Raw genomic sequence first — 12,885 nt, forward strand, 5'->3', positions numbered from 1 at the left:
ATCCTCATCGGGCAGTGTGCGGAGTGGCCAACCAGGCGTTGACGCTCTCCATGGTTTTGCGCTCCTGGTCGGCCTGCATCACGAATGCCTCCAGGATGCGTGCGTTGGGCGCATGGCGGGCGAGCACGCGCAGGCTGCTGCCCACGCCGTAGCCGCCATGGGTGATGAACGGCACGATGGTCTTGCCACTCATGTCGTGCTGCGACAACAGCGATCGAATGATCGGCGGCGCGGTCTCGCCCCAGATTGGAAAGCCCAGGTACACGGTGTCATAGCGATCAATGTCGACAATGCGGGTGCGCAGTGCAGGCTCTACCCCGTCGTCGCGCTCCTGTCGCGCCTTGGCTACCGTTTCAAGATAGTCCGCCGGGTAGTCGATGGCAGGCGCTACCTGGAACAGGTCGCTGGGCATGCTGCGATGAATGAGCCCGGCAACCACCCGGGTGTTGCCCGAACGTGAGAAGCAGGCAACCACTGTCCGTGCGCCTGATCGACCAGCGGCCGTGCCTTCCTGCGGCGCTGCGGCCGAACATCCCAGCGGCAGTGAAGCCAAGGCAGCGACGACTGCCCGGCGACCAGGGTTGGGGGTTGGAATCGTCATGGCGCCAATCTACGCCCCCAAAACACATTCTTGCAGAGGCATAATCGGATATCGCTTATATCCGGTGCGCATCAATGAGCGTCGAGAATTACGATCAGCTGGCCATGTTCGCGCTGGTGGCGCGGGAACGCAGTTTTACCCGGGCTGCTGCCCAGCTGGGTATGTCCCAACCCGCCCTCAGCCGATCGATGCGCCAGCTGGAAGAACGCCTGGGCGTACGCCTGCTTGCGCGGACCACCCGCAGCGTTTCGCCGACCGAGGCCGGAGAGCAGTTGCTGCGGGTGATTGCACCGCGCTTCGAGGAGATCGATAGCGAGCTTGCCCAGCTCAACGCGTACCGCGACAAACCCGCCGGTCGCCTCCGCATCACTGCAGGTGAGCACGCTGCGCTCACCGTGATGCAGCCGGTACTGGGCAAGCTGCTGCCGGCCAATCCCGACCTGAACATCGAGGTGATTGTCGACTACGGGCTGACCGACATCGTGGCCGAGGGCTTCGACGCCGGTATCCGCATGGGTGAGCAGGTGGCCAAGGACATGATTGCCGTGCGTGTTGGGCCCGACCTGCGCATGGCCGTGGTCGGATCGCCCGTCTATTTCCAGCGCCATCCGAAGCCGAAATCACCGCACGACCTGACCCGGCACAACTGCATCACCATCCGCCTGCCGACCCACGGTGGCATTTTCGCGTGGGAGTTCGAGAAGAAAGGCCAGGAGCTGAAAGTACGCGTGGAAGGCCAGTTGGTGTTCAACAACATCGCCCTGCGGCTGGGAGCTGCGCTGGAAGGCCTGGGGCTGGCGTACATGCCCGAGGATCTGGTGCGCCCCCATGTGCAGGCAGGCACCCTGGTCCACGTGCTGCAGGACTGGTGCCCCTCCTTCCCCGGCTACCACCTGTATTACCCCAGCCGCAGGCAGTCATCGCCTGCGTTCACCGTGCTGCGTGATGCGTTGCGCTATCGGGATTGAACGGCGGCACGGTCATGGCGAAGGTGCCGGGGTCTGTTCCAGTGCCTGCACTGCGCGGTCAGATGCGGCCGCATATCCGCTATGTGCGAGCAACTGGGCCAGGTGCTGCAACTGTGCGCGGCTGAGGCCCACGCGCTGGCTGGCCGCCATGTGCGAGCGCAACTGCGCCTCCACGCCAGGCATGGCCGCCAGCGCGCCAACCGTCGCAAGTTCACGGCTCTGCCAGTCCAGGTTGTCGCGCTCGAAGATGTCGCCGAACAGATGTGTCTGCAGGAACTGGTTGATGATGGGCGCGAAGTCCATGACCGGGCCAGCCACCGGGGCACCGGAGATCCGCGTCTGGTTTGCGGTACCCACGGCGCGCAGTGCATCGCCTACCGGGGCCTTCCCGGCGGGCGGCTTCCCGGGTGCGGTGGCGATACCCTGCTCCTCGCGTTTGCGCACCACGTTCATCAGTTCGCCCAAGGCGTTGAGGCTCTTTGGGAACCCCGCATAGGCATACAGCTGCACGAGCACTTCCTTTGCCTCGCTCACGGTCAGGCCGGCATCCAGCCCCCGGACCAACGCGGCGTTGAGCTGGGGCATGTCACTGCTGGCCGCAGCGGCCGCAATCAGCGGGATCGCCTGCTGCCTGGGCGAAAGCGGCCCGGCAACGGGCGCCTCGATGCCTGCTGACGCTTGGCGGTACTGGTCATCACTCACCTGCTCCAGCCAGGCCACCGATTTTCCATCGGTCACACCGGTTACCGCGAGATGGGTCATCGCGCTGTGCGGCGCGGCGCCGTGCCAATGCTTGACCCCGGCCGGACACACCACCACATCCCCGGCGTGTATCTGCTGCACCGGCTTGCCCCATTCCTGGGTCAGCCCAACGCCGGAGGTAACCACCAATCGCTGCCCGGCGGGATGGGTGTGCCAGGCCGAACGCGCGCCCGGCTCGAAGCTGACGTATGCGGATGAGACCTGCACGTCCTTGTCCGCTGGGAACAGCGGATCCACGCGTACTTTGCCAACGAAGGTCTCTGCTGGACCGGCAACGGACGATTGTGTTCCCGACCGGGTGATCTGCTGCATGGGCATTTCGCCGGCGCCGGCGAACGGTGCCGCCACGCTCAATGCAGCGCCCAGCAGCGCCGTCTGCGCGGGTGATTTACGAGGCGTGGTCATGGTGCAAGCGTCCGGGTGTAGAACGTGGTGAGCGAGGCGACGGCAGCATCCACGTACTTCGGCACCCAGTAGGTCTCGATGTGCGTGGCCCCCTCCAGCAGCACCAGCTGCTTGTCGATGGTACCGGTTGCTTTGGCGAAGGCATCCTGGGTCATGTAAAGGCTGTCCGCCTTGCTGCCGGCAATCATCAGCAGCGGTTGGTTGATCAGCTCGATCTGGTTGGTGGCGTCCCAGCGCATCAGGTCCAGCAGGCTGCTGGTCGTGTACCGGAAGGTGGAATTGGGATGGGCATGCGTCTTCCAGTAGTACTCATAGCCCTGCCGATACAGATCGAAGGGGAGCTTGGCGATCTGCTCGTCGCTGAGGTTGGCATCGCCGGAGTACAGCACTTCGCCGCCGGCGGCCTGCTGTGCGCGCGCCTGCGAAGCCTGCTGCAGGCGCTGCTGGACGGTGTCCAGCTGCGAGTCGGCATAACCGTTGCGGCGAACTCGGCCAGAGTTGAACATGCTGATCGTGGCGACGGCCTTGAAGCGCTTGTCGGTCTGCGCGGCCGCCAGCGAGTAGCCGCCGCCACCACAGATGCCGAGCAAGCCCAGGCGCGAGGTGTCCACCCAGGGGAATCGACTGATGAAGTCCGCCATGCCGTGGATGTCCTCGATGCGGTGGGAAGGCATGTCCACGCTGCGCGGCTGGCCACCGCTTGCCCCCTGATAGGCCGCATCGGCGGTAATGGCGATGTAGCCCTGCTGGGCCAGGCGTTGCGCGTACAGGCCGGCCACCTGCTCTTTGACCCCGCCATTGGGGTGGGCAACCACGATGGTCGGGTACTTCCGCGAGGCATCAAAATTGGCGGGCGTGTAGAAGTTTGCCGCGATCTCGATTCCATTCAGCGGATAGGACACCGAGTGAATGTTGACCTCACTGGGCACATTGCGCGTGATCGCACCTTCGTAGGCCAGTTGGAAGGGGTTGAGCGTGTAGTCGGCAGCGGAGGCGTTGCCTGCTGCCAAGCCGAGAGACATCGCCAACAGCGTGGCGTGCACGATGTGCTTCATTCAAGTGCTCCGGGTTTGTACGTTACCCCTGACGGCGCGTGTTGCGGGCCGACGTTGGCGGGGTTCAGGAGTAAACCTAACGTCCGTGCACTCATGGAAACAGAGCATCAGCCGGATATCACTCATGCATGCATGATATGAATGACGAATTGGCGAGCGGCGCAGCATCCAGGACGCCACACTCCATGGCGCGATCCATGCACGGGCGCGGTCCGGCTCAACGATCCAGATGCTTCTTCTGCAGGAACTCACTCACAAGATCGGCGATCTGGACGTTGTTGAGGTCTGAGAACAGGAAGTGGCTGTTGCCACGGATTCCCATCTCCGGCAGATGGATCAGGGTGACATCACCGCCCTGCCGATTGACGGCATCACGCCAGGCGCGGGCCATTTCCAACCGGGCCCGCCAACTGTCCTGCGCCGGCAGGTCAACGGGCTTGTCAGGGATGTTGTCGCCATACAGCACCAGAATCGGGATCCGGGTCAGCGCCTTGAATTCCGCGGGCGAAACCAGCGCGGGAGCGACGGTATCGAACGCGCTGGGAATCGGTGCCGGCGCATCGTCCTTTGCGAACACGAAGCTGCTGCCAGGCTCGAACGCGACGATCGCGCGGACGTTGGGGCTTTTTATGGCCGTCATCCAGCCAGGACCACCCGCCTGCGAATGGGTAAACAGGATCGCAGGCCCTGTCTTCTGCAGCACGGCGGCTACCCCGTCCGACACTACGCCGAGGTCGAAGGGGCCGGTGTTGGGCGTGACCGAACGGAAGAACTGGTCAAGCGCGGCCTCCCCTTTCGGGAACTGGCTGCCAGCGAAGTAGTTTGGCCAGAGGCCGATTCGAAACTGGTTGAACCACATCTGATCGTCTGCCACGGGCTTCAGCGTCGCCTCGACCATGCTTCGGCCGGCCTTGCCGCGCCGTGGTTGATCGATCAGGTAGGTAGCGAAACGACGACGCAGGAACAGGTTCTGGAAGCCCTCACGCCCATCGGCCGTCGTCTCCCAGCTCTTGGAAGACTGGCCCGCACCGTGCCACATCACGATGGGCAACGTGCGCGCGTTCACCGGCTTCTGGTAGAAGGCATAGACGTGATCGCCGTGATAGCTCTGGCCATCCGGATTGGAGGGCTTCAACGGATCGAACGTGCCAGACTCCTTCTTGGTCGTGCCCCCAGCGAGGAAGCTGCCTTGCGAATCGATCTGCAGTGGCTCGTTGGCCATGGCGGTCGTGGCGCAGAGGGAGACCGCTATCCAGAGCAGTGTGGAGGGGAAGCTGGGCACCAGAGTGCGAAGGCGCGTGCGAGTCTGCATGGGTCACTCCGTGACAGATTGTCAGGGGAATCTACCCTCCGGGCCATCCTGGAAGAAGCGCGGGAGTGCATATGACCAATGCATGCAGGATATATATGCACGTCCATCGTGTTGCAGTGAGTGTGAGTGATGAGCGCTATCGCGCCAGGGCCTCGGCCAGAATGTTGCCCATCACGTCAGATCTTGGCATTTGGTTGACTGGAATTTCGGCTTGTTCAAACCACGCTCGGCTGGCCTCAGGGTGCGGACCCGTCAGAACAACTTTTCCCGAACCATAGCGGTACGCGGCGGCGCTTACATCGCCATTCTTGTAGTGCCCAAGCGCCTTGAACCCAGGAGAGGGAGATTCAGGGAAATAGGGGCCGTCCTGGAAGAATATTTGATCTTGATGCCCAAGCCACTCCACGGCAACGGAATCGTCGACAATCGAATGCACTGGGAAGCCAGGACGGTTGACGGCACTATCCAACTCCTCGTCAATCAGCGCTAGATTGTTCGCGTCCGCCAGATACGCGCCCATGCATAAGCCAAGGTAGTGGCCGCCCTGATCGACGTACTCCCTGATGGCGTTCGAACGCTGCTTGCCTAGAGCACGAAGAGCAGCTGGAATATTCTGGCCTCCACCAGGTTGAATGTAGAGATCGAAGCGCTTCAGATTTTCAGATGTAACATCCAGCGGCTCATCCGACCCGACGTATTCCACCTGGTACTTTCCCGATTTTTCGATCGAGCGTCGAACGGTCTCAGAGCAGTCATCGCATCCCGCATCGCCACGATAGACTGCGATACGAGGAAGAGTCGAGGATAACGCCGCGCCCGAAACCGGGAGCAGTGATGTCAGGAGTATTCCTGCCCACAGGTATTTAGCCACCGGAAGATCTCCTGTGAATCACTGAAGTCATCTGCATACGACGGTGGCCAAGAGCGGTGGCGGGTGGCCGGATTACGCTGCATTGCGGGTGAATTTGCTCTGAATCAAATGGACACAGAATGATGCGGGAGCATGTCCACTGCGTCCCTGTTCCACCGACATTTGTAGCGGCCACCGAGCCGTAGTTGAGGCGGCGCCACTTGGCGTCTTGCCGGCCAGCGGCCGGCACTACCCTTGCGATGCGGATGTCCGGAATCGATATTACCGTGACGCGTCACGATCAATGGCATGCGCCTTCAATCGGGCGCACGTCGGGTTCTGATACAGCCCTTTGCTGGCGGGGCCGGCACTGCAGCCGGCACGGTATGATGCCGACTTTCTCGCACTTGCCATCGCTCTAGCGCGCGTTGCTGTTGGCTCGCGCCGGTGCAGCTGAGACCCCACCCACTCCATGCTCGCTTCCTGTTCCCCCTTCATCATCTGGGCGGCCGTGGCCGTTGCCACCGTCGGCCTGCTGTTCCGGCCGTTCCGCATTCCGGAGTACGTGTGGGCGCTGGGCGCGGCCGCGCTGCTTCCGCTGCTTGGGGCGGTGTCGCTCGGCACGACCTGGCATGCGGTTGCCGAAGGCCGGGATGTCTACCTGTTCCTGGTCGGCATGATGGTGCTGGCCGAGCTGGCGCGGCGCGAGGGCCTGTTCGACTGGCTGGCGCTGTATGCGGTACGGCATGCGGGCGGCTCGGGGCGGCGGTTGTTCGACCTGGTGTTCCTGGTCGGCACGGTGGTGACGGTGTTCCTGTCCAACGATGCCACGGCGGTGGTGCTGACGCCCGCGGTCTATGCGGCGTGCAAGGCGGCCCGCACCAACCCCCTGCCCTATCTGTTTGTCTGCGCGTTCATCGCCAATGCGGCGAGCTTCGTGCTGCCTATTTCCAACCCGGCCAACCTGGTGGTGTACGGCAACCACATGCCGCCGCTGCTGCAGTGGCTGGCGCAGTTCGCGCTGCCTTCGCTGGCCGCGATCGGTGCCACGTATCTGGTGCTGCGCTGGGTGCATCGCCGCGAGATCGCCCAGCCGTTGGCGGCATCGCCCGAGCATCGCCCGCTTACCGAGGGTGGCCGCCTGAGTGCGCTGGGTGTGTTGTTCACCGGCACCGTGCTGCTGGTGACCTCCGCACTGAACGGCCCATTGGGCCTGACAACGTTCTGTGCGGGCGCGCTGAGCGTAGCGGTGGTGGCGATCCGCCAGCGCCGCAGCCCGCTGCCGCTGTTGCGCCACGTCTCCTGGGGCGTGCTGCCGCTGGTGGCCGGCCTGTTCGTGCTGGTTGAAGCGGTTTCGCAGACCGGTGTCATCCAGACAGCGGCCAGCAACCTGCAGGCGTTGGCGCAGACCTCGCCGCATCAGGCGGGCTGGCTGGCCGGAGGCGCAGCCGCACTGCTCAGCAACGTGGCCAACAATCTGCCGGTGGGCCTGGCGGCGGGCTCGCTGGGCCAGATGGCCGAACTGCCGGCGCAGACGCGCGCGGCGTTGCTGATCGGCGTGGACCTGGGCCCGAACCTGTCGGTGACCGGCTCGCTGGCTACCATGCTGTGGCTGGTGGCGCTACGCCGCGAAGGCGAGCATGTCAGCGCGCTCGACTTCCTGCGTGTCGGCGCGCTGGTGATGCCGCCCGCGCTGATCGGGGCGTTGCTGCTGCTCTGATCAGGCGCGGGCTGGAACGCCAGGCGCGTCTATCGCGACCAGCGCAGCGCCCAGGATCGGCAACTACCTCACAGACACCTGGTCAGTACACCGCCCCGGTGCAGATTACTCGGCGTAGCTGGCGGTGTTCTTGCCGTGCCGTTTTGCGTGATAGAGCGCCTTGTCCGCCTTCGCCAACCAATCTTCTGCGCTGCCCGTGCCAGCCGCTGCGGCGATGCCGATACTGACGCTGAACTGGATATCGGCTGTTTCAGGGGCACCCGGCTCCTGCAGGTAGTGCCTTATCTGCTCGGCCACATCCATGGCCTCTGCCGGTATCCGCTGGCGCAGCAGGACGGCGAACTCATCACCGCCCAGACGCGCTGGCATGTCACCCGGCTGGGCTAGCTGACGCAGCACTACCGCGATGCGGCGAAGCACCTCATCGCCGGCACGATGGCCATGCGAGTCATTGATCCGCTTGAAATCATCAACATCAAGCATCAGCAGGCACGCGTCGCCGCCGTGGTGCTGCCCCGTCTGCAGCACCTGCTGGGCGCGCTGGATCAGGAAGCCGCGGTTGGCCAGCTCAACCAACGGATCCATCCGGCTCAGGCGCTGCAGTTGGCGATTCTGTGATTTCACCCGGCGCGCCAGCCGCCAGCTCAGCACGCTCAACCCGATGCCGTAGACGAACAGGAAAGGCAGGCTGAGGACAACCGTGCGCTGCGAGGTGATGGGTTGATAAGGCAGGCCCAGGGCAAGCCAGGTGGCGGCGAACCCGACCACCAGGGCCAGGGTTGCCCTCGTTGCCAGGCGGATGCCGCCGGCGGCGATCTTGTCGGCCACCAGTAGCGCGGCAAACAACGCACTGGGCACCGTGCTGAGGGCCATGAAGGCGATCCATGCGCCTCCAAAAAGAGAGTCGACGATCATGCAGCGGAACTGCGCTGCTGCAGGCTCACGGGCGCGACGTGTCAGGAGCATCGCCAGCGCCGGCCATGCGAGGGCGTTGAGCAACAGCAGCACCCAGGGGGCAGCATCCGCCTGACGCTCCAGAATGATCGAGGCAATTGGAAGCGCGCCCAAGCCGTTCCCCACGAAGCGCATCCAGCCGATGCGCCGGGCTGCACCGACGCCCTCGACGGCGACTTCTGTTGAGTCAGTGAGAAACGGCATTGCCAGCTCTCCTGATGATCACTCCCCTGCAATTCACCCGGACACCCCTTTGTGCGCGAGTCTGACATCTGTGCGTCAACGACAGGTCAATGAGGCAAGGCGCGCTGCATCGCAGCCGCATGCCGAGGCTGCACACATGGGTTGATGGGCCGTGCGGCGGCCCTTCATCCGTCTGTGTTGCAGCGTTAACGCTCACTGGCAGAGGCTGGTCAACACGCCCGAGGAGCACACTCCAGTGAACGAGAAGAAGCTGCGGGATGACCTGCCTTTCAACCCTGGCGCCGACGCGGACGATGCGTCGAAGAGCCATACCCCGGACAGGCTCAGGAATGACAAAGCGACATGGAAGGAGCACGACATGCCCGATGATGGTGATGACCCCAAAGCTACGCCCGACGACTACGAACGGCCTGATCCCGATCCGACCGGGTAGGCACGGCCAATTGAAGCCAACGGTGCGTGCCACGCGACATGGCGTACCTCCTTGCTGAAGGTGCGCCCGCAGAGCGCGCTGTAAGCGCGCGCCGGATCGCGTGTTGCCGGCCAGCGGCCGGCACTACCGGACGCGACGCATGGGTGACGCCGGGCCATGCCCGGCGAAAGCGAAGATGGGTAGCGCCGGGCCATGCCCGGCGAAAGCGAAAAGCAGAAGGGCCGGCAGGCATTCGATGCGGTGGAACAGCCGTGGGGAGTTCTTGGGTTCTGCTGTGGACAGGTAATCAGCTGGCGTCGACGCCAGCGAGATCGCCATCGTTGCCGATCTCCCAACGCAGTTCGAAGTTCAGTTCCAGCTGTTGTCCCGGCTGCAACCGGGTCGGCGCCAGCGTGAATCCGTCGGGTGGTCCGGTCTGCGGCTCCACGCAGGTGGCGTGCGCTGCCCCGTCATAGACCACCCAGTGATCGGTGTCGGCGCTCAGCCGCAGCCGCTGGCCGGCGGCAACCAGCGTCACTTCGGCCTGGTTGATGAAGCAGTCATCCCACGGCCCCTGCGTTGGCTGCACGCAGGGCAAGGTGGCGATGCCCTCCCCGTCGCGCGGGTACATCGCGCTGGGTGCGAACAGCAGTCGATCCGGCTTGCGGAACCAGGGATGCCAGCCAAGCACGGCTGGCATTGCCATGGCACCGGCCTGCACTGCGAGGCGCAGCTTCAGGCGGTCGGGTTGCACGAGGAGATGCTGCAATGCCTTGCCTCCGAAGGGCCAATAGGCGTCCTCAGGCAGGTCCAGCGACAGCGAGGCGCCGTCCGGTTCAAGGCGGTCGATGCGCCAGGGCCGTGAGAAGCCGACGCCATGGATGGCGTGCATTCCGAAGTTCACCGGCAACTGATAGGGCCTGCCGTCGAAGGCGAAGCGCCCGTGCCGGATGCGCCCGGCCCAGGGCAGCATGGGATAGCACCCCCACGCAATGCCCGCCTGCCCTACTTCATGTTCGCTGACGAGCCAGTCCACACCGTCACAGCGTAGTTGGGCGATGCGCCCACCGGCTTCCGGTGCGAGCGCGACCTCCAGCCTGCCTGCGCGCAACCAGTGCAGTGGGCCGGCAGGCAGCGCCGCCTGCGCATCATCCATGGGCAAAGTCGGCTCAGGTGCCATAGGGATGGATCGTCCGGATGCTGCCGTCTGCTTCCATGTGCAGCGGTGTGCACTTGACCGAACGCAGGTGGGTGACCCCGCCGGACAGCAACGCGTCGTGATAGAACAAGTACCACCGCCCCTGGAACGCACAGATGGAGTGATGGGTGGTCCAGCCCACCACGGGGGTGAGGATCACGCCGCGATAGGTGAACGGCCCGTACGGGCTGTCGCTGGTGGCATAGCACAGCAGGTGCGTATCACCAGTGGAGTACGACAGGTAATACCGGCCCTGGTGTTTGTGCAGCCACGGTCCTTCGAAGAAGCGACGGGCATGGTCGTCGGCGCGCAGCGGCTGCCCGTGCTCGTCCAGGATGACGATCTCCCGGGTGGGTTCGGCAAGCCGGGTCATGCCGGCATCCAGTCGCCCGATACGCGGGCCCAGTGCCGGCGCCTCGCCGGCAGGTTCTTCATGCGCCGGGTCGTAGCGGTTGTCGCGGTACTTCTGCAGCTGGCCACCCCAGATGCCACCGAAACAGAGGTAGTGCGTGCCGTCGTCGTCCTCGAACACGGCCGGGTCGATCGAGTACGCGCCCTTGATGGGTTCGGGTTCTGGAGTGAACGGGCCCTCCGGCCGATCCGCCGCCGCAACGCCGATGCGGAACATGCCGTGGTCGTCCTTGGCCGGGAAGTACAGGTAATAGCGGCCATCGCGGGAGGCGGCATCCGGTGCCCACATCTGCTGGCTGGCCCAGGGCACGTCGCGCACATGCAGCGCCACGCCGCAGTCGGTGGCCTCGCCCTCCGGTGTGTCCATCCGCAGCACGTGGTAGTCCTGCATGCCGAAGTGGCCGCCCTCATCGTCGAAGGGGGCGCCGCTGTCGATGTCGTGCGATGGATAGATGTACAGCCGTCCCTCGAACACATGGGCCGAAGGGTCGGCCGTGTAGATGTGGCTTACCAGGGGCTGGGAGATGGCGTGTGCTGCCAGTTGCTGCAGATCGCTGCCCTGGCGCCGCGACTGCAGGTCCTGCTCGATGCGGGTCTCCATGCGCTTGTTGATCTCGTAGAGGAAAAGCAGCGCTACTGCAGCCAGGAACGGCAGGGAGCAGTACACACTCACCGTCAGGCGGATACCATCCACCACGGCTTCGGGCTGTTGCGGTGCGCCTGCCTGGTAGCCGTGATGGGCGAGGATGCCGGCGACCAGCGCGCCACCGATGCTGAGCCCGATCTTCAGGCCACACAGCATCGCCGAGAAGACGATGGCGGTGGCACGGCGATGGTTCTTCCATTCGGAGTAGTCGGCGACGTCGGCGATCATCGCCCACAGCAGCGGGATGGTGATGCCGTAGCAGAACCCGTGCAGCATGAAGGCAGCGAAGGCCACGGCAACCGCCGTGGGCGGGAAGAAATAGAACACCAGCAGGAACACGGTGGACACCAGCAAGGCACCGCCAAAGACATCACGCTTGCCGAAACGGTCGGCCAGGCGGCGCGATACGCCGATGCCCAGGATCATGCAGACGATGCCGCAGGCGTTGAACAGGCTGAAGGCCGATGTTGCCGGATCCTTCGGCCAGGCAAAGCCGGCCAGGCCCAGGCCGTTGAGTGCCGCGTTGACGGCGCCGATGAAGCGGTTGAAGCCGGAGGTGTCGAGAAAGCCCGCCAGGGCGGCCTCGCTCATGTAGTACTGGAAGTAGTAGACGTAGGTGCCGCCCTTCAGCGACAGGTTGATGAAGACCAGGATGGTCAGCGCCAGCATCACCTTCCACGGGCGGTTGCGCAGCAGGTCGGACAGGTCCTGCAGCACCCCGGCAGTCTGTTCCTTCGCCGGTACGATGCGCTCGCGCGTGGTGGCGAAGGTGATCAGGAAGAACACCGTTCCCACCACCGCAAATACCGTCATGACCCGCTCGAAGCCCAGCACCCGGTCGCCGTCGCCGAGGATCAGCACCAGCGGCAGCAGCAGGACCTGGATGATGAACTGCGCGATCATCACCGCCACGAAGCGGTAGGCCGACAGGCTGTTGCGCTGGGCCATGCTGCCGGTGAGCACGCCACTGAGTGCCGAGTACGGCAGATTGTTGGCCGCATACACGAGCATCAACAGGCCGTACGTGGCCAGGGCGTAGACGACCTTGGCGCGCGGCGCCAGGTCGGGGGTGCTGAAGGCCAGCAGTGACAGCAGCCCGAAGGGAATCGCCGTCCACAGGATCCACGGCCGGAACTTGCCCCAGCGGCTGACCGTGCGATCGGCGGCGATGCCGATCAACGGGGTGAACACGAAGGCACCGAGCACGCCGATCACGAAGATGATCGTGGCGGCCGTGGCGGGCGGCAGCCGGTACACATCGGTGTAGAAGAACGCGAGGTAGGTGATCAGCGTCTGGAAGATCAGGTTGGCGGCCAGGTCGCCCAGGCTGTAGCCGAGCTTCTCCCGGATGGACAGCGTGTGCCCGGTGCTTTCCATGCGGCGCGCA

The 12,885-nt window shown here is 64.4% G+C and carries 11 protein-coding genes and 1 pseudogene; 3 read left to right on the top strand and 9 right to left on the bottom strand.

Annotation, left to right across the window (positions count from 1 at the left end; genetic code table 11):
- Nucleotides 1-4: 4 nt before the first annotated feature.
- Nucleotides 5-601 (bottom strand): flavodoxin, encoded by a 597-nt coding sequence (locus tag CR918_RS08645; RefSeq protein WP_099842471.1) that lies wholly within the window; start codon nucleotides 599-601, stop codon nucleotides 5-7.
- A 74-nt stretch (nucleotides 602-675) separates the two neighbouring features.
- On the opposite strand from CR918_RS08645, the gene CR918_RS08650 reads away from it, so the two are divergent.
- The gene (locus tag CR918_RS08650; protein ID WP_099842472.1) at nucleotides 676-1,569 is read left to right on the top strand and encodes a LysR family transcriptional regulator; all 894 of its coding nucleotides are present in this window, start codon (nucleotides 676-678) and stop codon (nucleotides 1,567-1,569) included.
- Nucleotides 1,570-1,581: 12 nt separating this feature from the next.
- On the opposite strand, the gene CR918_RS21285 is transcribed toward CR918_RS08650, so the two are convergent.
- The 4 genes from CR918_RS21285 to CR918_RS08670 form a co-directional block, all read right to left on the bottom strand.
- Nucleotides 1,582-2,736 (bottom strand): (R)-mandelonitrile lyase, encoded by a 1,155-nt coding sequence (locus CR918_RS21285; RefSeq protein WP_051562422.1) that lies wholly within the window; start codon nucleotides 2,734-2,736, stop codon nucleotides 1,582-1,584.
- On the bottom strand, nucleotides 2,733-3,791 hold the full coding sequence (locus tag CR918_RS08660) for an alpha/beta hydrolase (protein ID WP_099842473.1): 1,059 nt from the start codon (nucleotides 3,789-3,791) through the stop codon (nucleotides 2,733-2,735). Before CR918_RS08660 ends, CR918_RS21285 begins: the two co-directional genes overlap by 4 nt.
- A gap of 217 nt (nucleotides 3,792-4,008) precedes the next feature.
- Complete coding sequence (locus CR918_RS08665; RefSeq protein ID WP_099842474.1) at nucleotides 4,009-5,103, bottom strand: alpha/beta hydrolase; 1,095 nt, start codon at nucleotides 5,101-5,103, stop codon at nucleotides 4,009-4,011.
- A gap of 136 nt (nucleotides 5,104-5,239) precedes the next feature.
- Nucleotides 5,240-5,974, bottom strand: coding sequence for a BPL-N domain-containing protein (locus CR918_RS08670; RefSeq protein ID WP_165780894.1), 735 nt, complete (start codon nucleotides 5,972-5,974; stop codon nucleotides 5,240-5,242).
- 451 nt (nucleotides 5,975-6,425) lie between these two features.
- On the opposite strand from CR918_RS08670, the gene CR918_RS08675 reads away from it, so the two are divergent.
- Entirely contained in the window at nucleotides 6,426-7,673 is a 1,248-nt protein-coding gene (locus CR918_RS08675) for an arsenic transporter (RefSeq protein ID WP_059064178.1), read from the top strand.
- A 105-nt stretch (nucleotides 7,674-7,778) separates the two neighbouring features.
- On the opposite strand, the gene CR918_RS08680 is transcribed toward CR918_RS08675, so the two are convergent.
- Complete coding sequence (locus tag CR918_RS08680) at nucleotides 7,779-8,831, bottom strand: sensor domain-containing diguanylate cyclase (RefSeq protein WP_099842475.1); 1,053 nt, start codon at nucleotides 8,829-8,831, stop codon at nucleotides 7,779-7,781.
- 235 nt (nucleotides 8,832-9,066) lie between these two features.
- Between CR918_RS08680 and CR918_RS08685 the strand changes: the two genes are divergently transcribed.
- Nucleotides 9,067-9,264, top strand: coding sequence for a hypothetical protein (locus CR918_RS08685; protein ID WP_394195669.1), 198 nt, complete (start codon nucleotides 9,067-9,069; stop codon nucleotides 9,262-9,264).
- Nucleotides 9,265-9,550: 286 nt separating this feature from the next.
- Here CR918_RS08685 and CR918_RS08690 read toward each other — a convergent pair whose 3' ends face one another.
- From CR918_RS08690 to CR918_RS21295, 3 genes and pseudogenes are all read right to left on the bottom strand, one after another.
- A complete protein-coding gene (locus tag CR918_RS08690; protein ID WP_099842476.1) occupies nucleotides 9,551-10,423 on the bottom strand; it encodes an aldose epimerase family protein in 873 nt (290 codons plus the stop codon).
- Nucleotides 10,413-11,429: a glycoside hydrolase family 43 protein gene (locus CR918_RS21290; RefSeq protein WP_341476903.1), complete on the bottom strand. Its 1,017-nt coding sequence runs from the start codon at nucleotides 11,427-11,429 to the stop codon at nucleotides 10,413-10,415. Before CR918_RS21290 ends, CR918_RS08690 begins: the two co-directional genes overlap by 11 nt.
- A pseudogene (locus tag CR918_RS21295) lies at nucleotides 11,403-12,875 on the bottom strand (MFS transporter); the annotation flags it as partial. The gene CR918_RS21290 and the pseudogene CR918_RS21295, both read right to left, overlap by 27 nt.
- Between the last annotated feature and the right edge of the window lie 10 nt (nucleotides 12,876-12,885).

Origin of the sequence: Stenotrophomonas indicatrix (genome assembly GCF_002750975.1) — a bacterium.
GTDB lineage: Bacteria > Pseudomonadota > Gammaproteobacteria > Xanthomonadales > Xanthomonadaceae > Stenotrophomonas > Stenotrophomonas indicatrix.